Raw genomic sequence first — 23,989 nt, forward strand, 5'->3', positions numbered from 1 at the left:
ATAACAATCTCATGCGGAGGGTAGGATCATGAAAGTTGCCTGTTTGGGAGGTGGTCCCGCGGGGCTCTACTTCGCGATTTCAATGAAGCTGCGTCAGCCGGACGCCGAAGTGACAGTGTTCGAACGCAACAAGGCGGACGACACCTTTGGCTGGGGTGTTGTCCTTTCCGATGATGCGCTTGAAAATCTTGCGGAAAATGACCCTGAAAGCGCCGCCGAAATCCGTCGGAACTTTGCCTATTGGGATGACATCGCGGTGGTGCACAACGGCGTGCGTACAGTGTCCGGCGGTCACGGGTTTGCCGGGATCGGGCGTAAGAAGATGCTGCTGATCCTGCAGGAGCGCGCGCGGGAGCTCGGGGTGAACCTGCAGTTTGAAACCGAGGTCGGACCGGCAGCGGACTATCAGGATGACTATGACATCGTGGTCGCCTGTGATGGACTTAATTCCAGCGTCCGCAATGAGTTCGCGGAACATTTTAAACCCAATATCGACGTGCGCCCGTGCAAGTTTATCTGGCTGGGCACCCATCAGAAGTTCGATGACGCCTTCACATTCGTGTTCGAAAACACCAAACACGGCTGGGTCTGGATCCACGCCTACCAATTCGATGCGGATACGGCGACCGTGATCGTGGAGTGTTCGGCAGAGACCTGGGACAACTGGGGCTTTGAGGACATGAGCAAGGAAGAGATCATTCGCACCTGCGAAGAGATCTTTGCCGACCATCTGGGTGGTCACAACCTGATGTCCAACGCCGACCACCTGCGCGGATCGGCTGTCTGGATCAACTTCCCGCGGGTGCTGTGCGAAAAATGGCACCATGAAAACGTCGTGCTGTTGGGTGATGCCTCGGCCACGGCGCATTTCTCGATCGGGTCCGGATCGCGGCTGGCCTTTGATAGTGCCATTGCCCTGGCCGAGCTGCTGACGGTCGAGCCGTCGATGGAGCGCGCCTTTGAGCGCTATCAGGACGAGCGGCGCCTTGATGTGCTGCGCCTGCAGTCGGCTGCGCGTAACTCATTGGAATGGTTTGAGGAAGTTGAACGTTATCTGGATATGGATCCGGTTCAGTTCAACTATTCCCTGCTGACACGTTCGCAGCGGATCTCCCACGAAAATCTGCGCCTGCGCGACCCGGACTGGCTGAAATCGGCGGAAAAGTGGTTCCAGGAACGGGCAGGGGTTCCGGCCGATGCGCCGGTGCGTGCGCCGATGTTTGCCCCCTATAAACTGCGTGACATGACGCTGGAGAACCGCATCGTGGTCTCCCCGATGGCACAGTACAAGGCGGTGGATGGCTGCCCGACGGACTGGCACCTGATCCATTACGGTGAGCGCGCCAAGGGCGGCGCGGGGATGGTCTACACCGAAATGACTTGCGTCAGCGCCGAAGGACGGATCACCCCCGGCTGTCCCGGTCTTTACGCGCCCGAACATGAGGCCGCCTGGACCCGTCTGACTGATTTCGTGCATAGCGAGACCCGGGCCAAGATTTGCTGCCAGATCGGCCATTCGGGCCGCAAGGGTTCGACCCAGGTTGGCTGGGAAGTGATGGACGCACCCTTGAAAGAGGGCAACTGGGATCTGGTCTCAGCCTCGGCGTTGCCCTGGTCGCCCAATAACGCCACCCCGCGCGAAATCACCCGCGCGGAAATGGAAGCCGTGAAGGCCGAGTTCGTGGCCTCCGCCGAGATGGCAGAGCGCGCTGGATTTGACATGATCGAACTTCATGCGGCGCATGGTTATCTGATCTCCTCCTTCATCTCGCCAAAATCCAATATTCGTGAGGATGAGTTCGGCGGCTCGCTGGAAAACCGCCTGCGCTACCCGCTGGAGGTCTTCAAGGCGATGCGTGACGTCTGGCCTGCCCATAAACCGATGTCCGTCCGGATCTCGGCCAACGACTGGATCGGCGACGAAGGCGTAACCCCGGAAGAGGCGGTCGAGATCGCCAAGGCATTTTCGGAGGCTGGCGCCGACATTATCGACGTTTCTGCCGGTCAGACCTCGATCGACGCCAAACCGGTCTATGGGCGGATGTTCCAGACGCCGTTTTCGGACCGTATCCGGAATGAGGCAGGCATCGCGACCATGGCTGTCGGCAATATCTACGAGGCCGATCATGCGAATTCGATCCTGATGGCCGGCCGCGCCGATCTGATCTGTGTGGGGCGTCCGCATCTGGCGGATCCCTACTGGACGCTTCACGAGGCAACCCGGATCGGGGATCGGCAGGCCGTCTGGCCGCTGCCCTATGAGGCGGGCCGCGATCAGGCCTGGCGTCTGGCGGACCGCGACGCAGAGGTCATCCGGGCATGAGCGTTGCGGGCAAACACGTCGTCATCTCTGGCGGTGGCTCTGGCGTTGGCGCCGAACTGGCCGCGCAATTCGCGGGCCAGGGCGCCCGGGTGACCATCCTGGGGCGCCGTATGGAGCCTCTGGAAGAGGTCAGCGCGGCGACCAAGGCCCTGCCGCTGACCTGTGACGTCACCGACCGCGCTGCTGTTGAGGCGGCGCTCACCGAGGCAGCGGCCAAGAACGGACCTGTCGCCATCGCTCTGGCCAATGCCGGGGCGGCGCCCTCCAAACCCTTTGACAGGATGAGCGCCGAGGATTTCGGCGCCGCCCTGTCGGTCAATCTGGCGGGGGTTTTCAACCTGTGGCAGGCAGCGCTGCCGGACATGAAAGAGTCAGGCTGGGGCCGTATGATCGCCATCGCCTCGACCGCTGGGCTAAAGGGATATCCCTATGTTTCAGGCTATTGCGCGGCAAAGCACGGCGTGATCGGGCTGACGCGGGCGCTTTCGCTGGAACTGGCACGCACCGGCATCACGGTAAATTCGATTTGTCCGGGTTTCATTGAAACGCCGCTCCTGCAAAGATCGGTGGATAATATCGTTGCCAAGACCGGGATGACCCCGGAGAAGGCGGAAAAATCACTGCGCGCCAGCAACCCGCAGGGTCGTTTCATCCAGCCCGCCGAGGTTGCCGAAGCGGCGCTGTGGCTGGCAAGCGAGGGGGCGGGATCGGTGAACGGCTCTGCCCTGCCCATATCAGGAGGCGAGATCTGAACGTGGCGGAAACCTCAAAAGACAGATTGCGGCTGTGGCTGCGGGTTTTGAAGGCGACCCGCGCGGTGGAAAGCGAGATCCGCGAAAACCTGCGCCGCGATTTTTCGACCACCCTGCCGCGTTTCGATGTGATGGCAGCGTTGGTCCAGCACGAAGACGGGCTCAAGATGAGCCAGCTCTCTGGCGTGCTGAAAGTGTCGAACGGCAACGTGACCGGCATCATCGAACGTCTGGTCGAGGATGGCCATGTACAGCGCGAACCGGTGCCCGGTGATCGCCGCGCCAGCCTGGTGCGGATGACCGAGCAGGGCCGCGCCGAATTCGCACGTCAGGCCGAAGCGCACGAGGCCTGGATCGACAAGATGTTCGCGGATGTGCCCCCCGAGGCGGCGCAGACCATGGCCGAGGCGCTGGATGCTGTCGCCCGCCGTTTGGAAAACAAGGATGAAAGCCGATGATCAATACGGATACCAAACATTTTCTCTGCCACGTCGAAGATGGCATTGCGACCGTGTCGCTGGACCGGCCCGAACGTAAGAACCCGCTGACCTTTGAAAGCTACGCAGAGATGCGCGACTGGTTCCGCGAGTTGCACTATGACGATGACATCAAGGCGGTGATCTTTGCCTCCAATGGCGGCAACTTCAGCTCGGGCGGCGATGTACATGATATCATTGGCCCCCTCACCAAGATGAGCATGAAGGAACTGCTGGCCTTTACGCGGATGACTGGCGATCTGGTCAAGGCGATGGTGAATTGCGGCAAGCCGGTGATTGCGGCGATTGATGGTATCTGCGTGGGCGCCGGGGCGATCATCGCGATGGCGTCGGATCTGCGTATTGCCACGCCGGAGGCCAAGACGGCGTTTCTGTTCACCCGCGTCGGGCTGGCGGGCTGTGATATGGGGGCCTGCGCCATCCTGCCCCGGATTATCGGTCAGGGCCGCGCGGCTGAACTGCTATATACTGGCCGTTCGATGAGCGCCGAGGAAGGCGCCGCCTGGGGTTTCCATAACAAGCTGGTCCCGGCCGAAGAACTGACCGCAGAGGCGCGCCAGTGGGCGACGCGGATCGCGGCGGGGCCGAATTTTGGTCACATGATGACCAAGACAATGCTGGCGCAGGAATGGTCGATGTCCATCGAACAGGCGATAGAGGCCGAGGCCCAGGCGCAGGCTATCTGCATGCAGACAGCGGACTTTGAGCGCGCCTACCATGCCTTTGTAAACAAGGAAAAACCGGTCTTCGAAGGAGACTGAGTTCTATCGCCCGCCCGGTCTATGCCGCGGCGGGATTCGCATTGACGGAGAAGAGCTGCACAAGACAGCCAAAGGGGAGTTTCATCATGGCGGACCGGACATTTCTGAACTGGCCATTCTTCGAGGACCGGCACAGAACGCTGGCAGCGGATCTGGATGCCTGGGCGGCCGAGACCGTCAGCGGGATCGACCATTCGGACACCGATGCCGCTTGCCGAGCGCTGGTGGCGGCGCTTGGAAAGGGCGGCTGGGCGCAGCATTCCGGCGCGCCAGCCGGTGAAACCCTGGATGTGCGCAGCCTGTGCCTGATCCGGGAAACTCTGGCCCGTCACGATGGGCTCGCCGACTTTGCCTTTGCCATGCAAGGGCTTGGAACCGGCGCGATTTCCCTGTTCGGCAACGAAGCGCAACAGGCAGAATGGCTGCCGCTGACCCGCTCCGGGCAGGCGATTTCGGCATTTGCGCTCACGGAACCGCAATCTGGTTCGGATGTGGCAAATTCCACAATGGCAGCGACGCTGGATGGCGATGAGTATGTTCTGAATGGAGAAAAGACCTGGATCTCAAACGGCGGGATTGCGGACGTTTACACCCTGTTTGCCCGCACCGGAGAGGGACCGGGCGCCAAAGGTTTGTCCGCCTTCATCGTCCCTGCCGGGCTGCCGGGGTTCGAGGTGGTCGAACGCCAGCAGGTGATCGCGCCGCACCCGCTCGCCACCCTGCGCTTCACCGATTGCCGGATCCCGGCAAGCGCGATGATCGGTGGGCCGGGGCAGGGGTTCCGGATCGCCATGTCGGTTCTGGACGTTTTCCGCTCCACCGTTGCGGCCGCGGCCCTTGGCTTTGCCCGCCGGGCACTGGACGAGGCGCTGAGCCGTGTCACCAGCCGTCAGGTCCAAGGCGCGCCGCTGTTTGATCTACAGATGGTACAGGGGCATATCGCCGATATGGCGCTGGATGTGGATGCGGCGGCTCTGCTGGTCTACCGCGCCGCCTGGACCAAGGATTCCGGTGCAGCCCGCGTGACCCGCGAAGCGGCGATGGCGAAGCTCTTTTCCACCGATCAGGCGCAGCAGGTCATCGACAAGGCGGTGCAGTTGCACGGCGGGGACGGTGTGCGCCATGGTCAGAAGGTCGAGGAACTTTACCGCGATATCCGCGCCTTGCGCATCTATGAGGGCGCATCGGACGTTCAGCGGGTGGTGATCGCGCGCCAGACACTTGGCGCCTTTGAAGGAGGCAAATGAGATGCTGGGACCGACCGCACATAGCGACACCTTCACCCGCGATAACCTGCCACCTGCGGACCAGTGGCCCGAATTCCTGCTGGAGGGCTTCGACTACCCGGAACGGCTGAACGCCGCGGTCGAGCTGACCGATGCCATGGTGGAAAAGGGCTTTGGCGATCACACCGCCCTGATCGGCAACGGACGCCGCCGCACCTACAAGGAGCTGTCGGACTGGACCAACCGGCTGGCCAATGTGCTGACCGAGGATCTCGGCGTCAAACCCGGCAATCGGGTGCTTATCCGCTCGGCCAACAACCCGGCCATGGTGGCCTGCTGGCTGGCCGCGACCAAGGCGGGCGCGGTGGTGGTGAACACCATGCCGATGCTGCGCGCCGGGGAACTGGCCGCCATCGTCGACAAGGCAGAGATCAGCCACGCGCTTTGCGATACGCGGCTGATGGATGAACTGGTCTCCTGCGCCAAGACCTCGGACTTCCTGACCTCGGTGGTTGGCTTTGACGGCACCTCCAACCACGATGCGGAACTTGACCGCCTGGCGCTGGAAAAACCGGTGACCTTTGATGCGGTGGAAACCGGGCGCGATGATGTGGCGCTGCTGGGCTTTACCTCGGGCACCACGGGATCGCCCAAGGCGACGATGCATTTCCACCGCGATCTTCTGATCATCGCGGACGGTTATGCGCGCGAAGTGCTTGATGTGCAGCCGGAGGATATCTTTGTCGGCTCGCCGCCGCTGGCCTTTACCTTTGGCCTTGGCGGATTGGCAATTTTCCCGCTGCGCTTTGGCGCTGCCGCGACGCTGCTGGAAAATGCATCACCGCCAAACCTAATTGAAATCATTGAGAAATACAAGGCGACCGTCTGCTTTACCGCGCCCACTGCTTATCGGGTGATGCTGCAGGCGATGGAGGACGGCGCCGATCTGTCGTCCCTGCGGGCGGCTGTTTCGGCCGGGGAAACCCTGCCGGCGCCGGTCTATGATGACTGGATGGCGAAGACCGGAAAACCGATGCTGGACGGCATCGGTGCCACCGAAATGCTGCATATCTTCATCACCAACCGGTTCACCGACCACAAGCCCGCCTGCACCGGCAAACCCGTCTCAGGCTATCAGGTTCGGGTGCTGGACGCCGATGGGAATGAGGCGCCGCGCGGAGAGATTGGCCGCCTTGCGGTCAAGGGGCCAACCGGCTGCCGTTACATGGCGGACGAGCGCCAGAAAACCTATGTCCAGGACGGCTGGAACGTCACTGGCGACAGCTTTGTCATGGATGAAGAGGGTTACCTGCATTTCGCCGCCCGAAATGACGATATGATCATCTCCTCCGGCTACAATATTGCCGGCCCCGAGGTGGAAGCCGCGCTTCTGGCGCATGAAGCCGTTTCTGAATGCGCTGTCGTCGGCGCCCCGGACGAGGCGCGCGGTCAGATCGTCGAGGCGCATGTGGTGCTGACCGCCGGACATATGCCCTCGGATGCGCTGGCCAAGCTGTTGCAAGACCATGTGAAGGCGAGCATTGCGCCCTACAAGTACCCGCGTTCCGTGGTCTTCACCAAAGCGCTGCCCAAGACGGAAACCGGAAAAATCCAGAGGTTCCGCCTGAAAGGTTGAACCTTCACTGGCGTTTGTCCCGAAGATGGGACAAGTGCTGTCCATGAATGGCGCGGAATGCAGGTTTGGCCTTGTGCTTGGAAATGAATCACGCTACTTCCAGCGCCACACCACAAAGACCTTGGCGACAGGGCAGAAGGCGAGTTGGCGGAGTGGTGACGCAGCGGATTGCAAATCCGTGTACACCGGTTCGATTCCGGTACTCGCCTCCATTTATTTTCAATGACTTATACCGATGCGATGTGGGCTAAGGCGTCAGCGTCTAAACAAATGTCTAAACATTCTGTTTTTGTTCTGTTCTGCGACGGGGAGTGAATGATTATTCTTTGGCTTCTTCGCTAGAGGGCGCGACCTCACCCAGTGCGATTAGAAGCAGAATAGTTAGAAGTGGGCTGCCCACGAGAGAAATAAGTACCCAAATGAGGGGATCCCGATTCCGTTCGCGGGCCATATCTGCTGGAAGAAGGATGCAAAACCACACGATTAGGACAAGCGCCGCGATGCCTGCTATCATTCCAACTGCGATTGCGCCGTGTTCGCTCATTTCAGAAGCCTTTCATCAAGTGTACCGCGAGGCCGATTTCGAGAACTGTACAACCGCCTAAGCTTTGCTAACTCCGGTTCGCTTCTGCTGCGCCTGTAGCGCTCTGATCCTCTGGCGAACCTTCTTGGTGTAGTGCAGCACCATCGCGGGACTTTGACCGGTCACCGAAGCAACCAGATCATCGCTGCATCCGGCCTCTACCAGCTCACAGGCGGCGTTGTAGCGCCAGCTATGAATATCATAGCGAATGGCCCCGATGCGCTCTCTGACGTTTCTGACGGCCTGTGAGGCTCCACGATAAGACCAGCGATTGGTACCGCGTTCATTGGTAAGGATGAAAACCGAATGCCGACTGGCTGCGTCCAGAGCCGATTGCAGTTCGGGCAGGATCGGAACCCAGAGTTCCTTGCCGGTCTTATTCTGCCGAATGACAAAGCCGCCGTCCTGAATGTCTGACCAGCGCATTTCGAGAACGTCCCCGATGCGCTGCCCTGTTCCAACGCATAACTCCATGACGAGCCGCTCTCTTGTCCCCAAGGGGCATGCCTCACGGTAGGATTGTAGCAGTTCCTGCGGCCATGGTTCGCGCTCTTTTTTGTCGGTCTTGAGTTCGGAAACACCTTTTGCCGGATTGCTCTCCCGCCAGCCGAGGTCAACGCAGTGTTCCATGAGGACCCGAAGAACGCGTAGTGAGTAGTTTGCGAAATAAGGTTTTTCAGCATTTGCATCCCGTAGGCGGATCACATCCTTGCGTTTCATATTGGCAGGAACTGCATCGGCCATGATGGACAGGAAGAAATCGAGATACTTATCGTAGTCCAGAGCAGTGCGAGGTTTGAGCCGTTTGTAGCGTGGTGAGGTTCGATAGTCGCGGATCAGTGCCGAGAAATTCCGCACATTGATCCGCTTTGGCTCTGCCCTGCCTGCCAGGATATCCGCGTACTCTTTCCAGAACTCTGGTGTGCCAAATTCGTGTTGGAATTTTCTGGACGGCCATCCGCGCCGCTGGAAGTAAATTCCGTTACGTTGGCGATAGACATGCTTGGGAAGTTCACGTTTTGCCATGGCGCATATCTATCCTCTCGTATTCGTCTTTGGGGGTCGGTTTCGAGAGGATGATTTCAATTTTTCGCCCCTCGACAGAGATACGTGCCACCGCTTTTCCAGCCCGCTCGAAGGCGTTGAGCAGGCCAATGGCCTTTTGTTCAATTGTTGTCCCTGCCATGTCGTCACCTAATCCAAAGGCCGTGTTAATGATCTAAGTTCGCGCACCTTGGCGGTGAATGTGCGTGGTGCGCCCATGCAAACTGTTGTGTGAAGAATCTAGACAGGCCGGGATTCGGCGACAAGAAAGCAAGAATATTTTCTTGTTAGAAACGTTCTAACGTGTCGGTAAGTGCATACAGGGCATTGAGACACTTTTGCAACAAGGCGCGCTTAGGTTGGCGAGTGGCGCGGCCCTTTTTCCGTTTTTTATTGACGACGATTTCAGCGTGGAAAGTGAGAGCTTGGGTCTGACTGAGAGCCTGTTTTGCCACGGGATTTGTGCAAAAGGTGTCTGTAGATGCATACAGGATCAAGTGGGGGTATGCTGTGCCGCCCGCCCTGCGCCCCCTCCGATATTTGAAGTCTGCGGGGGAGCAGGGCTATGCTGGCCTTCCTTTGCTGGGAGCGTCAAGCGGGAAGGTGTAGTTGTGGCGGTGAATTAAAGCACGTTCTGAGAGCCTCTTTCGTGCTTTCTGTGGGTATGGGGTGCGAATTGATTGACTTGCCGCTCTGAGGGGCCGTCTAAACGCCTCTCTGACGAATGAGGTGGCCCCTGTTTGGGTATAGTCAATCAGCTTTTGTGCTGAACAAGTGGCGGCTATGCGCAGATAGCGACATTGGCAAAGTATTGGTTCTTGCCATTAGGGCGGAGGTTCCGCGTTGCACACGCATCAGGAGAAGCCGCCATTCGCCGCGCCTGCAACCTTCAAGTACCGTCTATCGTCCACTGAGCGGACGGAGTTGACGTTTGTAGCACTCTGCAGAATGTCTCTTCTTGGAAATGAATCACGAAATCTCAATGGACAGTTGTGTGCATTCAAACAGGTTGGGAACTCCGCCAAAGAGCTTCATAAATGCCTATCTTTGTCGGTGCGATACCTGGCTGCAAAGGAACAAGATAGGTCGGTTTTTTTCCGGCATCTTTGATCGAGCCGCCAACAATCCAGCAGTCTGAACCGTCTAAGATGACAAGTCTGTCGTGAATATCTTTGGTTTTTCTTAGTTCTGGTTCCACAGCAAACTGAGATTTGAAGGCGGCGATGCGACCAGCAACATCAGCTGAGTACTTCCCGCATAGAACACGAATACCGCAGCTATTTCCAATCCCACTAAGGTACGTATCAAATGCACCGCCATCGAAGTATGGGTCGACGATAAGAATTTCGTATTCCGCCCCCAAAATGATCTCTGTGAGGTCGCGTAAGAAATCATATTGTTGTTGAGCCTCATAAACCTGACCGATATCTTCGTGTCCATCCAATTCTAGCTCAAGTTTGATTTCTTCGGCGGCTGCCAACAGTTGTTGTCGCATTGGCTCTCGTACAACTTGCCAAAACTGGACGCTGGTGCGCTTTGAACTCTGGAATGCAAGCTTATGTTCAAATCCCACCCTCGCCAGCAGCGCACCCACGCGCGCGATCCATTGCTGTTGTGGTGATGAGGCGTCGGAGATATACTTGTTGCCAAAATCTGGGGCATTCTCAAATTCATGGAGAAGCTTCATCAAGAGAATTTGGCGCTCGGCTGGGCCGTCGCCGGAAATTTTCTTCTGCAATCGTGACAACGCATCGTTCATGGGAATTCTATAGCACGTTCAAAAGGTCAGCAGAACCTACTTGGGATCGTAATTTGGATAGAAATTCGGAAAGCAGACATTGGTGCGCGACCCAGCACCCAGTACTTTGGGCGCGAAGCCGACTTGCGGCGCTGAGGCACCGGGTTGCTGGGTTGCTGGGTTGCCGCACTTAGTCTCCGTCGCCAGATGACGCCAGTCATCCCAAAGCTGCCGTTCATGTATGGTGCAACTTGCTCGGGTACCGACCCCAAACGCACGCTCGCATGACGTACATAGAACCGGTCGGCCGCTTTTTAAATTCAATTGTTGTCTTCTGCTCTGAATCCAGTCAACCTAAAGTCGAAATAGGCATTTTGGGGGAGGATTGGCATGACTAGATACGCAAACAGGGGCGGCTACTCCAACGTGTTTTCTTATGAGATCGGCAAAGACTACATTGATGTAGTGTTCAACGGAGGTGCTGCTTACCGCTATAGCCTAGCGTCAGTTGGAGCCTCAAACCTTCAGACTATGATAGAACTCGCCCAAGCTGGTGAAGGGCTGAACTCCTTTATCAACAGGAACGTAAAGAAACTTTATGAGGCCCGGCTTTAATAGAGGCTGGTGCCTGGATCCATACGCAACGGGCCACCCTGCCCACATAAAGCGACTATTTATTGTGCTGTCTGTGGCTGATCTGCTCCCCTTACCGGGCTGCCCTCCGCCGCAGTATCGGCGGAGGGCAGCCCGTAGCGGACGTTTCCCCGAGACGCGAACCCGTCTCAGCCATTGACATATAACGGTCGTTCTGCGGAACACGTCCAAACTACGCTCTGTAACGTATCGACGGATTTTCGCGCTTTGCGCGAATGAGGTTGCCTAAGGTTCCTCAGAAGACCTTGCTTGGGGGAATAGTGGTATATTCTTCGCCACTAGACTTATGCATGATGCCACGAAGCACAATCGCACTCCCATCTTTCGATGTTACCGTTAGCTGGAGTGGGTGTTTCGGGGTGATTGCTCCCCCCATAGGAGCAATTGCCCAAGCATTTACCTTAACACCTGAAACGACAACTCCCGGATTATAACCACCGACAGAAGGACTGCCATTGGTGAGTTTTACATTCACTTGTTTGTTGTCGTTATCCAGGAGAACCAAAAAATAGGGGTTTGGCTCCATGAGGTGAGACGCGCCTATCGAAATCACTAGCTCTTTAGTCGTAGTGCCCTCTGTCGACCATGTTAAATTGGAGAACTTCTCATGCGCGGGCTCAAACCCCTTGGTTCCTTGTACTACTCCAATGATCTGCTGGGTCGCGATATCGATCCCATTCGAAAACATATCAATGTACAGCGTTTGGGTGAGCAGAGCTGGCATCGGCGTGTCGTCTACCCGGACGGGTATTATCTTACATTCTCCCTTGGTCGCTTTCATTAGCGCGTTCTGCCATTCCAGTTCAACCATTTTGCTTTTCAAACTGGCTTCGGAAACAAAGAAGAAAACAAAGCGAGGATCAGTCAGGCCCTTATTCATCTTTTCAATAATTCCATCCCCTGGCCGAATGGACCATGCATCATAAAAAACCTTATCCTCACCAAAAATTTCGCGGAGGCGCATTGCTACGGGCTCGACTACCGGCTTGTCCCCATAGGTGTGGCTAATAAATATCATGATCCAATCATCCCCGTCTAAATTCCAGCCCGCAACTATTCTTGCGAAGCGCCTATTTCCAGTTTCTCAAGCTGACTTGCCCACACTGGACCCGTCTACATGCGCTCAAAAAATGGCACGAAGGTCGGCTAAGGGCCAGAATTTTTCCTCAGATCGTGTGCCCGCCCCTCATTTGCGAGGTCTGTTTTCTGCGCTTCGCTGACATCAGTCCAGGGTGCAACATCGCCTGGGTCTACTGAGCAGACTTAAAAGTCCGCTTTCGGGGAGCCTTTCGCGCTCGCAGCAGCCCCTTCGCTGCGCCTTGCATGAATGTCGTGGTTGGGCTGTGTGGGGTCACTCCAAAAAAGGTGCAGAAAGCGTCTAAACTTTCATGCTATGTTCTGTGCAATTGGGATGCCTGCCTAAACATGTTTTCTTATGTTTTCAGAGGCATACCTACTCTTGCAAATCCGTGTACACCGGTTCGATTCCGGTACTCGCCTCCAAATACCAACAGCGACATAGCTCCGGAAAACAAGCAGATGTCGGCTAGCTGGCATGCGTCTGTCATGGCTTGCCGATTGATTGGCTGGTCTTACCCGCTGTCGGCGGCGGCAATGGCCTTTGCGATCAGGGCAGGGGTGCCGGGCAGGGCGCCGACAACCGGCAGGACCTGTCCCGCGAACGCGGCGCTGTTGAGAGCCTCTGGAATGTCCTCGCGTACGTGATCACCGGCCTGAGCGAAAAACGGCAGGCACAGGGTCCGGCGGGGCAGGGTGCGTGCAACCGTGTCGATGCCGGGGGCTTGCTCCACAAAGGCGGGGCTGATCTGGGCGCCGGGTAGAAGCGCGCGCAGGTGGGTGGCGAATGCCTCTGCGGCTTCGGCTGCCTTTGGGCCGCGGGCGGAGCCATGCGCGGCGAGCAGCACGGAGAGGTTGTCCTCGACCCATCCGGCCTCTCTTTGCGCGTCTTGCAGGGCAGCTGCGGTCAGATCGGGCAGGGAGGGATCCAGCCCAAAGGGGCAGGCCATGGTGTAATCACGTCCCGACAGCCGCTCGGGCAGGACCTTTGCGGTGAACCAGCCCCGGGCCATGAAAAAGGGGTAGATGATGGCGTCGTCTGTCATCACCGCATCCAGCCTGCCGGGATTGGCCAGGGTGGCGGAGCGAATATCCCAACTTGGCAGATGCACCGCCACCTCTGCCGCCAACGCCGCAAGGGCGCGTTCCGGCGGCTCTGGCGCCGAAGGTTGCCCGTGGGATGTCAGAATGGCGGTCTTTGTGGTCATGGAGGCAGTTTCCAAGGCAGCGATTGTGGCGGCAAGACGATGGGGATGGGTGACAGTTAGGGCCGCTCAGGCGCCTGTCTATCCTGATTGTGACAAAGGCCGAAAGATCAGAGCCGCAGCCGGTTGCACATTGATGGGACATGACCGCTGGAGCGGGCGTGTGCTGCCCTCAGGTTCGGGCAGGAATTCCACGCAAGCCCCTTTGTTATAGAAGTTTTCGCGCCAGGAGGGGCGCGCATCCCTTATCCTGGGTTTTGTGGCCAAGAAGGTGGTTGACCTCACCTGCGGCTTCAAATAAATCACGGATTACTCTGAGCGGGTATGGTGAAATGGTATCATAAGAGCCTTCCAAGCTTAAGGTGCGGGTTCGATTCCCGCTACCCGCTCCAGAAATTCACCAATGCGCTGATTTGATGTTTAACCGGGACGGTCTTCCGTTGTTTGGTTGCAGCTTCAGGGCCTGTTTGCGGCCTTTGTTTCGGTGTGCGTCCAGATGCCCTTGGGCGGAACGCTTGACCTGCGGGGCCTTGAGGGCCATGAACCACACTGGACCGCAAGGCTCATGGCTTTGCCAGGAAATTGTCATAAGGATCAGCAATGGCGCGCAAGACGGCAGCCCCGAACGCGAAAGAAGAGCGGCAAAGTTCGCGCAAAATCGGAGTGCTGGCGGCGCTGTGGCCCTTTATGCGCCCCTACAAGGTGCTGATGTTCGTTGCCACCTGCGCACTGGTCCTGACCGCTGGCGTGTCGCTGAGCCTGCCGCTGGCGGTGCGCCGGGTGGTGGACAACTTCCGTATTTCCGACAATGCGCTGCTGAACCAGTATTTCATGGCCGCCTTGGCGATGGCGGCCCTTTTGGCTGTGGGCACCGGCCTGCGCTATGCGCTGGTGACGCGGCTGGGTGAACGGGTAGTGGCTGATATCCGCAAGGCGGTGTTCGACCGGGTCATCGGGATGAGCCCCGTGTTCTACGAGCGGATTATGACCGGCGAGGTGCTGAGCCGGATCACCACCGACACCACGCTGATCCAGTCGGTTCTCGGCTCTTCTGTCTCCATTGCCCTGCGCAATATGCTGTTGTTTGGCGGCGGGCTGTTCCTGATGTTGCTAACCTCGGCCAAGCTGACTGGTCTGGTGCTGCTGATCGTCCCCGCCGTTATTGTGCCGATTCTGGTGCTGGGACGGCGCTTGCGGGCTATCAGCCGCGAAAACCAAGACTGGATCGCGGCCTCCTCTGGCAATGCCGGAGAGGCGCTGGGTGCGGTGCAGACCGTGCAGGCCTTTACTCATGAGGACGCAAGCCGCCTGCAATTCGCGCAGATGACCGAAACCTCCTATGACGTTTCGCGCAAGCGGATCCGCACGCGGGCGTTTCTGACGGTCATCGTGATCTTCCTGGTGTTTTCCGGCATCGTCGGGGTGCTGTGGATGGGCGCCATCGACGTGCGCGCCGGTGTCATGACCGAAGGCACCCTGATCCAATTCGTCATCTACTCGGTTCTGGTGGCGGGCTCCGTCGCCGCCCTGTCGGAAATCTGGAGCGAATTGCAACGGGCGGCCGGTGCCACCGAACGGCTGGTCGAGTTGCTGAATGCCGAGGATGCCGTCAACGATCCCAGCGCGCCCAAGGCGCTGGTTGAGCCGGTGCGCGGCGAAATCAGTTTTGAAAACGTGATGTTCCGCTATCCCGCGCGCCCCGATGTGCTGGCGCTGGACGATGTTTCTCTCTCCATCGAACCCGGTGAAACGGTGGCCTTTGTCGGCCCGTCGGGCGCAGGCAAGACGACGATCATTCAGCTGATCCAGCGGTTTTATGACCCGAACGCCGGTGCGGTGCGCCTGGATGGTGTTGCGCTCAGTGATCTGCGCCGGGATGCCTTCCGCAAACATATCGCCATGGTGCCACAGGATCCGATTATTTTTGCCGCGTCCGCGCGGGAAAACATCCGCTTTGGTCGCCCTGACGCCACTGATGCAGAGGTCGAAGCCGCCGCCCGCGCCGCTGCTGCGCATGATTTCATTTCGGCCCTCCCCGAAGGCTATGACAGCTATGTGGGCGAGCGCGGTGTGATGCTGTCTGGTGGTCAGAAACAGCGGATCGCCATCGCCCGGGCCATCCTGCGTGATGCGCCTGTTCTGCTGCTGGACGAGGCAACCTCGGCGCTGGATGCCGAAAGCGAGCGTCTGGTGCAGGCTGCCGTGGATGAGCTGAGCCAAGGCCGCACCACGCTGATCGTAGCGCACCGGCTTGCGACGGTGAAAAAGGCCGACCGGATCGTGGTGATGGAGGAGGGCCGCATCGTGGCCACCGGCACCCATGATGCGCTGGTTGCCGAAGGCGGGCTTTACGCGCGTCTGGCGCGCCTCCAGTTCACTGACGGGCTTGCCGCAGAGTAACCTTCCTGCACGGACACATTCCGCCCCACGGGCCGGTTTCCCCTTCGTAAGCTAATGATTTGTCGCAGCGTTAAATGCGCCCCTGCCTTGACGTGACCCTTGCGCTGCGCTTGCACAGCGCGGGTTTTACAACCATCTTGATCGTAGGAGATAATCCCCCGGGACAGGGGGCAGGGGAGGAAAGCAATGGCGTTTGCCACAGTGGAAGATTGCAAGGCAGTTGAGAACGAGATGCCGTGGGAGGCGCGGGACCTGCCGACCACTCTGTACGGGTTGCTGGACCGCACGGCAGGCAAGTTCCCGACCAATAATGCAATCAGCTATCAATTGTTTTCCGGCCCGAACGACAAGGCGGAAACCCTGAACTGGGGCCAGCTCAAGGATCAGGTCACCCAGGCGGCCAATCTGTTCCGCGAGCTGGGCGTCGGGGAGAAGGACGTTGTCGCCTATATCCTGCCGAACTGCACCGAAACGCTGGTGACCATGTTGGCGGGGGCCGTTGCGGGGATCGTGAACCCGATCAACCCGCTCTTGGAGCCGGAGCAGATTGCTTCGATCCTGCGGGAAACCAACGCCAAGGTCGTGGTGACGCTGAAACCCTTCCCGAAGACCGACGTGGCCCAGAAGGTGGCCGAGGCGGTGCGCCATGCGCCGCATGTGAACACCATCCTTGAGGTGGACCTGAACCGCTATCTGACGCCGCCGAAATCCTGGATCGTGCCCCTGGTGCGGCCAAAGCTGGAGAATAAGGCGCAGCTGGCCCACGCCGATTACAAGAGCTTTACCAAAGAAGTGCGCCGTCAGCCCACCACGCTGCAGTTTGCCGACAGCACCGAGGATCGCGTCGCCTGCTATTTCCACACTGGTGGTACAACCGGCATGCCCAAGGTGGCGCAGCACACCTATTCGGGGATGATCTACAACGGCTGGATCGGGCATAGCCTGCTCTTTACCGAAGAGGACAACATCATGTGTCCGCTGCCCCTGTTCCACGTCTTTGCCTGCCATGTGATCGTGATGGCAGCAGTGGCCTCGGGCGCGCATGTGGTTTTCCCGACGCCGCAGGGCTATCGCGGCGATGGGGTGTTCGACAATTTCTGGAAGCTGATCGAACGCTGGAAGATTTCCTTTATCATCACCGTGCCGACCGCGATCTCGGCCAAAATGCAGCGCCCGGTTGATGCGGATGTGTCGACGGTGAAAACGGCCTTTTCCGGCTCGGCGCCGCTGCCGGTCGAACTGTTCCGCCGGTTTGAGAAGGCCACCGGCGTCAATATCGTCGAAGGCTATGGTTTGACCGAGGCCACCTGCCTGGTGTCCTGTAACCCGGTGGATGGAGAAAAGAAGATCGGCTCGATCGGGATTCCGTTCCCCTATACCGATGTGAAGATCATCAAATCCACTGCCGGCGGGCTGGTGGAATGCGGCACTGACGAGGTCGGGGAGATCTGCGTGTCCAACCCCGGTGTCTATGCGGGCAATACCTATACCGAGGCGGAAAAGAACGCTGATCTCTATTTCCACGATAAATACCTGCGCACCGGCGATCTGGGGCGTGTCGATGCCGATGGTTATGTCTGGATCACCGGGCGGGCCAAGGACCTGATCATCCGAGGCGGTCACAATATCGATCCCGCCGAGATCGAAGAGGCGCTTCTCGGGCATGAGGCCGTCGCCTTTGCCGGGGCGATCGGACAGCCCGATATTCACGCTGGTGAGGTGCCTTGCGCCTTTGTGGAACTGGTCGATGGTGCCAGCGCCACGGCTGAAGAGCTGATGGATTACTGCAAGGTGCACATCCACGAACGCGCGGCGATCCCGAAACATCTGACGGTGCTGGACGAGCTGCCGAAGACGGCCGTTGGCAAGGTTTTCAAACCGGACCTGCGTAAGAATGCCATCACCCGGATCTACAACGAAGCGCTGCTGAAGGCGGGGCTGCCGACCCGCGTTGAAGCAGTGATCGACGACAAGAAGCGCGGCCTTGTCGCGCAGGTCGAGGCCAACGGCGCCAGCGATGGCGAAATCGGTCAGGTTCTGGGGGGCTTTACCCGCCCGTGGGAGCATCTGCCGCAGGATCAGGGCTGACTCTGGTCTGATATCAGAATTCTGCACAAAGCGCCTGAAAGGGCGCTTTGTGTCGTTTTGGGCATTCCCTTCCTGCTATGGCGTGGCCTAGGGTTTGCCTCAGCAGGCAAAAGGGAGGCTTCCAGATCATGGACTACGAACAACTGATCGACGCGGAAACCTGGGCGTTCATTCGCCGCACCAACGACTGTTATCCGGCGGATACGGCAGAGCGTTCGGTTGCGGAGCAACGCGAGATCTACAACGCCATGGCCCGCAGTTTTCTGGCGCCCCGCCCTGATGTGGTCGAGACCGAGGACCAGAAGGTCAATGGGGTGCCGGTGCGGATCTATACCGCCGGGGACCCGACACGCACGGTGATGTATTGTCATGGTGGCGGCTTTGTCGTTGGCGGGCTGGAAAGCCATGATGACGTCTGCGCCGAGATCTGCGCCCAGACTGGATATCGCGTGGTTGCAGTCGACTATCGTCTGGCGCCCGAGCATATGCACCCGGCGATGTTCGATGACGCCTGGGCGGCCTTTGAATGGATCCTGTCAGAATATGAGGGCGGTATTGTCCTCTCTGGCGACAGCGCTGGCGCCAACCTCTGTGCGGCGGTCGCCCATTATGCCCGGGGGCGGACGGATCGCATTCTGGGGCAGGTGCTGATCTATGGGGCCTTTGGCGGCGATGTGAATGCGGGATCCTACCTCGAGCATGCCAAGGCACCGATGCTGACTAGGGATGAAATCCTGTTTTATCAGGGGGTACGCTGCAAGGATGGCAAGGTGCCCCAAGGCGATCCCACCTATGCGCCGCTGCAGGACGGCGACTTTTCCGGACTGCCCGCGACCATTCTGATCAGCGCCGATTGCGACCCTGTGCGCGATGACAGCCGCGATTACCGGGACCGCATCCTCGCGGCCGGGGGCAAGGCCCATTGGATCAACGAAGAAGGGCTGGTGCACGGTTATCTGCGCGCGCGCCATTCAGTTGGCCGCGCCCGCGACAGTTTCGAACGTATCTCGCTCGCCATTGAGGCGCTGGGCCAGGAAATCTGGCCTTACGATTAGGGCTGGGGGCGGGTGATCAGCCCGCGAAATCCCGGCAGGGGACCTCTCCGGCCTTTTCATAGTTCAGCCAGCCGCCGCTTTTGACGCGCCAGTCACCATGTCCCGCAGATGTGGTCACGTAGGTCCAGCCCGCATCGGGCCAGTGGCTATAGGATACGGTATCATCGGGAAGGATCTGCCCGATCACGGGGCTGGCTTCGCTATGCCCGGCATGCAGCGCGGTCGCGGGGCCCATCCAGCCGAGGCACGCGCCCTGTATCTCGTCCGGGATCGGCAGATCCGACAGCTGCCTGCGGATATGCAAATCATCCAGATCCAGATGGTGCTGTTTGGTATTCACCCGGCAGGACAGGTCGCGCTCCATTCCCTGGATCTGCGCGACCCGTTGCTGATCCTGCGGCGTCAGGCTGACCGATTTGCCGATGCAGGGCCCCGTGCCGAACACCGCCTGACCCAGAGCGGAACCAAAGCAATACCCGGCCCGGTCCATGATGGCGTTCCGCGTGTACCACAGATCATGGCAGAAATCGCCCGCGGCTGCCGGAGCGGCGAATAGGGCAAGGCAGGCAACTGCGGGTTTCAGCATGGGGGCTCCCTTTGCGTCAGCTCAGAAAAGGTTTGGCCTTCATCGTATCGGCGATGGGCGCACCCAACCGGTTCAGGATCGTCGGCGCCAGTTGCAGCTGGTCGATGACAGTGTCCGCATGGGGCCCTTCTGCATCGCCGAAGTAATAGAGCGCAGTTTCCTGTTGCAGCGGGCTGCGTCCACCGTGGTGGCCGCGTTCGTCCTGCCCATGGTCGGCTGTGACGATCACTTCGTAACCCATCTTGCGCCAGCGCGGAATGAAGGGCGCCAGCATCTCGTCCATGACCGCGCAGGCATGGTCCATCTCCTGGCAGTCGTGGAAGAACCGGTGCCCCATGCTGTCCAGCGTGCAGGTGTGCAGCATGCCATAGTTCAGATCGAACCGGTGGGCGAGGTTGGTGAGCGTGCCGAAGAGATCCACATCCGAGGGCGTCATCTGATTGATGAGACCGTAACCGGTCATGCTGTGAAAACGACCGTGGTTGATGGTCTCGCTTTCGGGTTCATCGTATTCAATGTCGCGCACGAAATCGAAAGGGTGCCGGTTGAAGAACTCGGACCAGAAGCTATGCGCCACGGCTCCGGTCGTGCCACCTCCGCTGCGGACCTGGCTGAAGACGTCCTTGTGCGACAGGCGGAAAACGTTGCCGTTGCCGGTGCAGCCATGTTCCGCCGGGGCCACGCCGGTGTGGATCGAGGCATAGCAGCTGGCGGAAATCGACGGCAGCACGGCGCGGTGTTTCCAGACGCGGGCATCGCCGCTATCGACCCAGCCTTCTAGATTTCCGAACAGGCGGCGAAAATTGCGCCACGGCACACCGTCCAGAATGATGAGGAGGAGTTTGTTGTCCATGATTGGCAATCCTTGTCTTGGCATTTGCCCGGCGGGTGAGACCGCCCTTATCGGCACAGGCCCACGCAGCTGCGCGGGCCTGTGGTGTTTTGTGACCGAGGCGCCGGATCAGTTCCCGGCGCTTTCCATCTTGCGGTTCGCGATGACTTCTTCGAGCCAGCCCAGCCGCATTTCCGGCACCGAGCCGAGCAGCAGATCGGTGTAATCGTCGAACGGCGGAGACAGCACCTCGGTCTTGCTGCCATAGCGCTGCACGCGGCCCTGATACATCACGGCGATATTGTCCGAGATCGCCCGCACCGTCGCCAGATCGTGGGTGATGAACAGATAGGCGACGTTCTCGATCTTCTGCAGGTTCAGCAGCAGCTTCAAAATGCCGTCCGCCACCAGCGGGTCGAGCGCCGATGTCACCTCGTCACAGATGATCATCTTGGGTTTGGCCGCCAGCGCCCGCGCGATGCAGACACGCTGCTTCTGACCGCCCGACAGCTCGGCCGGGTAGCGGTCGATGAAGCTTTCGCCCAGTTCGATCTCATCCAGAAGTTCGATGATCCGCTTGCGCTTTTCGGTGCCTTTCATGTCGAAGTAGAACTCCAGCGGGCGCCCGATGATAGTACCCACGGTCTGGCGTGGGTTCATCGCCACATCCGCCATCTGGTAGATCATCTGCAATTCGCGCAGATCATCCTTTGTCCGGCTTGCCAGATCGGGCGAGAGCACGCGGCCTGCGAACTCGATTTCCCCTTCGCGCGGCGGCAGAAGGCCGGTGATCACGCGGGCGAGGGTGGATTTGCCGGAACCGGATTCACCCACCACCGCCAGCGTCTGACCAGGGTAGAGATCGGCGTTGACGTGATGCAGCACGTCGAACTTGGTGCCCTTGTAGCGCGCGGTAATGTTGCGGATGCTGAGCACCGGATTGCCTGACGGGGCCTTCTCCTCATGCTCGATCGAGCGAACCGAGACAAGCGCCTTGGTGTAGTCTTCCTGCGGTGCGTTGATGATCTGATCCACATCACCGTATTCGACCATGTCGCCATGGCGCAGCACCATGATGTCATCGCTGACCTGCGCCACCACCGCCAAATCGTGGGTGATATAAAGCGCCGCCACGCCGGTGTCGCGGATCGCTTCCTTGATCGCCTTCAACACGTCGATCTGGGTGGTCACATCGAGCGCGGTTGTCGGTTCGTCAAAGACCACCAGATCAGGCTCGGGGCAGAGCGCCAACGCTGTCATGCAGCGCTGCAGCTGACCGCCCGACACCTGGTGCGGATAGCGGTCCCCGATATTGTCCGGATCCGGCAGGCCGAGCTTGGCAAACAGGGTCCGAGCGCGGGCCTCGGCGTCTTTTCGCGAGAACTTGCCTTGCTCCACCGCGGCCTCGGTCACCTGCTCCATGATCTTCTTGGCCGGGTTGAACGAGGCTGCTGCGGATTGCGACACGTAGGTTACCTCGCCGCCACGCAGGCGGCGCACATCGCGGACCGAGGATTTCAGGATATCACGCCCGTTGATCCAGACCTCTCCACCGGTGATCTTCACGCCACCGCGGCCATAGGCCATGGCAGCGAGGCCGATGGTGGATTTACCGGCGCCGGATTCCCCGATGAGGCCGAGCACCTTGCCCTTTTCCAGATCAAAGCTGACGCCATGCACGATTTCGATATCATGCGGACGTTCGCCGGGGGGATAGACCGTTGCCCCGATTTTCAGGTCACGGACTTTAATCAGTGGATCGCTCATCCGCGGCCTCCTTTCAGCGAGGTGGTTCGGTTCAGCACCCAGTCGGCAACCAGATTGACCGAGATCGCCAGCGTGGCGATGGCAAAGGCCGGGATCAGTGCGGCAGGAATGCCGTAGACGATACCGTCCTTGTTCTCTTTCACGATGCCGCCCCAGTCCGCTTCGGGGGGTTGCACGCCCAGACCCAGGAACGACAGGGTGGAGACGAACAGAACCATGAAGATGAAGCGCAGGCCCATCTCGGCCACCAGCGGTGACAGGGCGTTGGGCAGGATTTCGCGGAAGATGATCCAGACGGTGCCTTCGCCGCGCAGACGGGCGGCTTCGACATAGTCCATCACCTCGATATCCACCGCAACGGCGCGGGCCAGACGGTAGACGCGGGTGGAATCCAGAAGACCCATCACGATGATCAGCATCGGAACAGTGACCGGTGTCACCGACAGAACCACGAGGGCAAAGATCAGCGTCGGGATCGACATCACCAGATCGACAAAGCGCGACAGTGCCTGATCAACCCAGCCACCGGTGACGGCGGCAAAAAAGCCAAGAACCGAACCAAGGGTGAAGGAAACCACCGTGGCCATGGTTGCGATGAAGATGGTGGTGCGCCCGCCATAGATCATGCGGGTCAGCAGATCGCGGCCGATGTTGTCGGTGCCGAGCAAGAATTCGGACGAGGACGGCTCCCAGACGTCACCGACGACCTCGGCCATGCCATAGGGGGCAATCAGCGGCGCCAGGATGGCCATCAGGAAGTAGAGCGCTGTAAAGAACAGCCCGATGAGGGCGGAAATGGGGATATTTTTCATTTCGGATGCCTCAGACGCGGGTTCGACAGGATGGCAACGATATCTGCAACCATGTTGAGACCGATGTAGACGGCGGCAAAGATCAGACCGCAGGCCTGCACCACAGGAACGTCCCGTTTCGACACGTGATCGACCAGATACTGGCCCATGCCTGGATAGACGAAGACGACTTCGATCACGACGACACCAACCACCAGATAGGCAAGGTTCAGCATCACAACGTTGACGATTGGCGCGATGGCGTTCGGGAAGGCGTGGCGGAAGATCACCTGAAAGCCATTGAGACCCTTCAGCTCGGCGGTTTCGATATAGGCCGATTGCATCACATTGAGGATCGCAGCCCGGGTCATGCGCATCATATGCGCCAGAACGACGAGGGTCAGAACCGCAACGGGCAGGGCGATGGAGCTCAGCTTTTCACCCAGCGACATGTTGTCGTTGATCATCGCAACCGACGGGAACCAGCGCAGTTTGACCGCGATCAGGTACATCAGGACGTAGCCGATCAGGAATTCCGGGATCGAGATCGAGGCCAGCGTGACAGCCGAGATCAGCTTGTCGGGCCAACGGTCCTTGAACCGCACGGCCAGCAGGCCAAGGAAGATTGCCAGAGGTACCGCGATGACGGCAGCCCAGAAAGCGAGGAAAAGCGTATTCGACAGGCGCTTGCCGATGCTTTCTGCAATGTCGCTGCCGCTTGTAAGGGCGGTTCCCAGATCGCCGGTCATGATACCGCCGAGCCAGTCAAAATATCTCTGCAGCGCGGGCTCGTTCAGGCCAAGCTCGGCACGCAGGTTGGCCAGCGCCTCGGGCGTGGCGGACTGTCCCAGGATCGATTGCGCAACGTCACCGGGCAGGATCATTGTCCCGGCAAAAATCAGGGCAGAAACCAGAAACAGCAGGAGAAGACCCAGCGCAATGCGCTGGGCCAAAAGTTTTAACAGGAGGGGCAT

20 protein-coding genes and 3 tRNA genes are annotated in these 23,989 nt (G+C 59.2%); 13 read left to right on the forward strand and 10 right to left on the reverse strand.

Annotated features, from left to right (window positions below; all coding sequences use genetic code 11):
• Window positions 1–28 precede the first annotated feature (28 nt).
• The 7 genes from SM764_RS07415 (at window position 29) to SM764_RS07445 (ending at window position 7,407) form a co-directional block, all read left to right on the forward strand.
• Window positions 29–2,323 (forward strand): bifunctional salicylyl-CoA 5-hydroxylase/oxidoreductase, encoded by a 2,295-nt coding sequence (locus SM764_RS07415; protein ID WP_369001415.1) that lies wholly within the window; start codon window positions 29–31, stop codon window positions 2,321–2,323.
• Window positions 2,320–3,075, forward strand: coding sequence for an SDR family NAD(P)-dependent oxidoreductase (locus tag SM764_RS07420; protein ID WP_369001416.1), 756 nt, complete (start codon window positions 2,320–2,322; stop codon window positions 3,073–3,075). The genes SM764_RS07415 and SM764_RS07420 overlap by 4 nt, the downstream gene beginning before the upstream one ends.
• 2 nt (window positions 3,076–3,077) lie before the next feature.
• Entirely contained in the window at window positions 3,078–3,533 is a 456-nt protein-coding gene (locus SM764_RS07425; RefSeq protein WP_065270826.1) for a MarR family winged helix-turn-helix transcriptional regulator, read from the forward strand.
• Window positions 3,530–4,333 (forward strand): enoyl-CoA hydratase family protein, encoded by an 804-nt coding sequence (locus SM764_RS07430; protein ID WP_368947000.1) that lies wholly within the window; start codon window positions 3,530–3,532, stop codon window positions 4,331–4,333. Before SM764_RS07425 ends, SM764_RS07430 begins: the two co-directional genes overlap by 4 nt.
• Before the next feature lie 86 nt (window positions 4,334–4,419).
• Window positions 4,420–5,580, forward strand: a complete 1,161-nt coding sequence (locus SM764_RS07435) for an acyl-CoA dehydrogenase family protein (protein ID WP_369001417.1) — start codon at window positions 4,420–4,422, stop codon at window positions 5,578–5,580.
• 1 nt (window position 5,581) lies between these two features.
• Window positions 5,582–7,195, forward strand: a complete 1,614-nt coding sequence (locus tag SM764_RS07440) for an AMP-binding protein (RefSeq protein ID WP_369001418.1) — start codon at window positions 5,582–5,584, stop codon at window positions 7,193–7,195.
• Between the two features lie 138 nt (window positions 7,196–7,333).
• Window positions 7,334–7,407 (forward strand) — tRNA-Cys (locus SM764_RS07445).
• A gap of 389 nt (window positions 7,408–7,796) precedes the next feature.
• Here SM764_RS07445 and SM764_RS07450 read toward each other — a convergent pair.
• The 3 genes from SM764_RS07450 to SM764_RS07460 all read right to left on the reverse strand — a co-directional run bounded on the left by SM764_RS07450 (window position 7,797) and on the right by SM764_RS07460 (window position 10,581).
• Window positions 7,797–8,804 carry a tyrosine-type recombinase/integrase gene (locus SM764_RS07450; protein ID WP_369001419.1) on the reverse strand — a complete coding sequence of 336 codons (1,008 nt, stop codon included), beginning with the start codon at window positions 8,802–8,804 and terminating at the stop codon, window positions 7,797–7,799.
• Complete coding sequence (locus SM764_RS07455; RefSeq protein WP_369001420.1) at window positions 8,791–8,964, reverse strand: hypothetical protein; 174 nt, start codon at window positions 8,962–8,964, stop codon at window positions 8,791–8,793. The genes SM764_RS07450 and SM764_RS07455 overlap by 14 nt, the downstream gene beginning before the upstream one ends.
• 858 nt (window positions 8,965–9,822) lie before the next feature.
• Complete coding sequence (locus SM764_RS07460; RefSeq protein WP_369001421.1) at window positions 9,823–10,581, reverse strand: hypothetical protein; 759 nt, start codon at window positions 10,579–10,581, stop codon at window positions 9,823–9,825.
• Window positions 10,582–10,950: 369 nt separating this feature from the next.
• Between SM764_RS07460 and SM764_RS07465 the strand changes: the two genes are divergently transcribed.
• Entirely contained in the window at window positions 10,951–11,175 is a 225-nt protein-coding gene (locus SM764_RS07465) for a hypothetical protein (protein WP_369001422.1), read from the forward strand.
• 274 nt (window positions 11,176–11,449) lie between these two features.
• Here the strand turns inward: SM764_RS07465 and SM764_RS07470 are convergent, their stop codons facing one another.
• Complete coding sequence (locus tag SM764_RS07470) at window positions 11,450–12,232, reverse strand: toll/interleukin-1 receptor domain-containing protein (protein WP_369001423.1); 783 nt, start codon at window positions 12,230–12,232, stop codon at window positions 11,450–11,452.
• A 381-nt stretch (window positions 12,233–12,613) separates the two neighbouring features.
• On the opposite strand from SM764_RS07470, the gene SM764_RS07475 reads away from it, so the two are divergent.
• Window positions 12,614–12,717: transfer RNA gene (locus SM764_RS07475), tRNA-Ala, on the forward strand.
• Between the two features lie 89 nt (window positions 12,718–12,806).
• On the opposite strand, the gene SM764_RS07480 is transcribed toward SM764_RS07475, so the two are convergent.
• Window positions 12,807–13,499 carry a CbiX/SirB N-terminal domain-containing protein gene (locus tag SM764_RS07480; protein ID WP_369001424.1) on the reverse strand — a complete coding sequence of 231 codons (693 nt, stop codon included), beginning with the start codon at window positions 13,497–13,499 and terminating at the stop codon, window positions 12,807–12,809.
• A gap of 315 nt (window positions 13,500–13,814) precedes the next feature.
• Between SM764_RS07480 and SM764_RS07485 the strand changes: the two genes are divergently transcribed.
• The 4 genes from SM764_RS07485 to SM764_RS07500 all read left to right on the forward strand — a co-directional run bounded on the left by SM764_RS07485 (window position 13,815) and on the right by SM764_RS07500 (window position 19,039).
• Window positions 13,815–13,888, forward strand: a tRNA-Gly gene (locus SM764_RS07485).
• A 208-nt stretch (window positions 13,889–14,096) separates the two neighbouring features.
• The gene (locus SM764_RS07490; protein ID WP_369001425.1) at window positions 14,097–15,896 is read left to right on the forward strand and encodes an ABC transporter transmembrane domain-containing protein; all 1,800 of its coding nucleotides are present in this window, start codon (window positions 14,097–14,099) and stop codon (window positions 15,894–15,896) included.
• Between the two features lie 186 nt (window positions 15,897–16,082).
• Complete coding sequence (locus SM764_RS07495; RefSeq protein ID WP_369001426.1) at window positions 16,083–17,984, forward strand: acyl-CoA synthetase; 1,902 nt, start codon at window positions 16,083–16,085, stop codon at window positions 17,982–17,984.
• A gap of 128 nt (window positions 17,985–18,112) precedes the next feature.
• Window positions 18,113–19,039 (forward strand): alpha/beta hydrolase, encoded by a 927-nt coding sequence (locus SM764_RS07500; protein WP_369001427.1) that lies wholly within the window; start codon window positions 18,113–18,115, stop codon window positions 19,037–19,039.
• Window positions 19,040–19,055: 16 nt separating this feature from the next.
• Here SM764_RS07500 and SM764_RS07505 read toward each other — a convergent pair whose 3' ends face one another.
• From SM764_RS07505 to SM764_RS07525, 5 genes are all read right to left on the reverse strand, one after another.
• A complete protein-coding gene (locus SM764_RS07505) occupies window positions 19,056–19,625 on the reverse strand; it encodes a DUF4453 domain-containing protein (protein ID WP_274832472.1) in 570 nt (189 codons plus the stop codon).
• 16 nt (window positions 19,626–19,641) lie between these two features.
• Window positions 19,642–20,478 (reverse strand): alkaline phosphatase family protein, encoded by an 837-nt coding sequence (locus SM764_RS07510; protein ID WP_065270806.1) that lies wholly within the window; start codon window positions 20,476–20,478, stop codon window positions 19,642–19,644.
• A 108-nt stretch (window positions 20,479–20,586) separates the two neighbouring features.
• Window positions 20,587–22,224: an ABC transporter ATP-binding protein gene (locus SM764_RS07515; protein ID WP_369001429.1), complete on the reverse strand. Its 1,638-nt coding sequence runs from the start codon at window positions 22,222–22,224 to the stop codon at window positions 20,587–20,589.
• The gene (locus SM764_RS07520; RefSeq protein WP_065270804.1) at window positions 22,221–23,036 is read right to left on the reverse strand and encodes an ABC transporter permease; all 816 of its coding nucleotides are present in this window, start codon (window positions 23,034–23,036) and stop codon (window positions 22,221–22,223) included. Before SM764_RS07520 ends, SM764_RS07515 begins: the two co-directional genes overlap by 4 nt.
• Window positions 23,033–23,989 carry an ABC transporter permease gene (locus tag SM764_RS07525; RefSeq protein ID WP_065270803.1) on the reverse strand — a complete coding sequence of 319 codons (957 nt, stop codon included), beginning with the start codon at window positions 23,987–23,989 and terminating at the stop codon, window positions 23,033–23,035. Before SM764_RS07525 ends, SM764_RS07520 begins: the two co-directional genes overlap by 4 nt.

The organism is Pseudophaeobacter sp. 1A16562 (genome assembly GCF_041008785.1).
Lineage (GTDB): Bacteria > Pseudomonadota > Alphaproteobacteria > Rhodobacterales > Rhodobacteraceae > Phycobacter > Phycobacter gallaeciensis_A.

Excerpts from the sequence above, each read along its gene's own strand:
- SM764_RS07520 (WP_065270804.1), bottom strand. The coding sequence starts at position 23,036 with ATGAAAAATATCCCCATTTCCGCCCTCATCGGGCTGTTCTTTACAGCG.
- SM764_RS07435 (WP_369001417.1), top strand. The coding sequence starts at position 4,420 with ATGGCGGACCGGACATTTCTGAACTGGCCATTCTTCGAGGACCGGCAC.
- SM764_RS07440 (WP_369001418.1), top strand. The coding sequence starts at position 5,582 with ATGCTGGGACCGACCGCACATAGCGACACCTTCACCCGCGATAACCTG.
- SM764_RS07515 (WP_369001429.1), bottom strand. The coding sequence starts at position 22,224 with ATGAGCGATCCACTGATTAAAGTCCGTGACCTGAAAATCGGGGCAACG.
- SM764_RS07500 (WP_369001427.1), top strand. The coding sequence starts at position 18,113 with ATGGACTACGAACAACTGATCGACGCGGAAACCTGGGCGTTCATTCGC.
- SM764_RS07525 (WP_065270803.1), bottom strand. The coding sequence starts at position 23,989 with ATGCCCCTCCTGTTAAAACTTTTGGCCCAGCGCATTGCGCTGGGTCTT.
- SM764_RS07510 (WP_065270806.1), bottom strand. The coding sequence starts at position 20,478 with ATGGACAACAAACTCCTCCTCATCATTCTGGACGGTGTGCCGTGGCGC.
- SM764_RS07420 (WP_369001416.1), top strand. The coding sequence starts at position 2,320 with ATGAGCGTTGCGGGCAAACACGTCGTCATCTCTGGCGGTGGCTCTGGC.
- SM764_RS07490 (WP_369001425.1), top strand. The coding sequence starts at position 14,097 with ATGGCGCGCAAGACGGCAGCCCCGAACGCGAAAGAAGAGCGGCAAAGT.
- SM764_RS07450 (WP_369001419.1), bottom strand. The coding sequence starts at position 8,804 with ATGGCAAAACGTGAACTTCCCAAGCATGTCTATCGCCAACGTAACGGA.
- SM764_RS07480 (WP_369001424.1), bottom strand. The coding sequence starts at position 13,499 with ATGACCACAAAGACCGCCATTCTGACATCCCACGGGCAACCTTCGGCG.
- SM764_RS07460 (WP_369001421.1), bottom strand. The coding sequence starts at position 10,581 with ATGAACGATGCGTTGTCACGATTGCAGAAGAAAATTTCCGGCGACGGC.
- SM764_RS07470 (WP_369001423.1), bottom strand. The coding sequence starts at position 12,232 with ATGATATTTATTAGCCACACCTATGGGGACAAGCCGGTAGTCGAGCCC.
- SM764_RS07415 (WP_369001415.1), top strand. The coding sequence starts at position 29 with ATGAAAGTTGCCTGTTTGGGAGGTGGTCCCGCGGGGCTCTACTTCGCG.
- SM764_RS07505 (WP_274832472.1), bottom strand. The coding sequence starts at position 19,625 with ATGCTGAAACCCGCAGTTGCCTGCCTTGCCCTATTCGCCGCTCCGGCA.
- SM764_RS07495 (WP_369001426.1), top strand. The coding sequence starts at position 16,083 with ATGGCGTTTGCCACAGTGGAAGATTGCAAGGCAGTTGAGAACGAGATG.
- SM764_RS07465 (WP_369001422.1), top strand. The coding sequence starts at position 10,951 with ATGACTAGATACGCAAACAGGGGCGGCTACTCCAACGTGTTTTCTTAT.
- SM764_RS07455 (WP_369001420.1), bottom strand. The coding sequence starts at position 8,964 with ATGGCAGGGACAACAATTGAACAAAAGGCCATTGGCCTGCTCAACGCC.
- SM764_RS07430 (WP_368947000.1), top strand. The coding sequence starts at position 3,530 with ATGATCAATACGGATACCAAACATTTTCTCTGCCACGTCGAAGATGGC.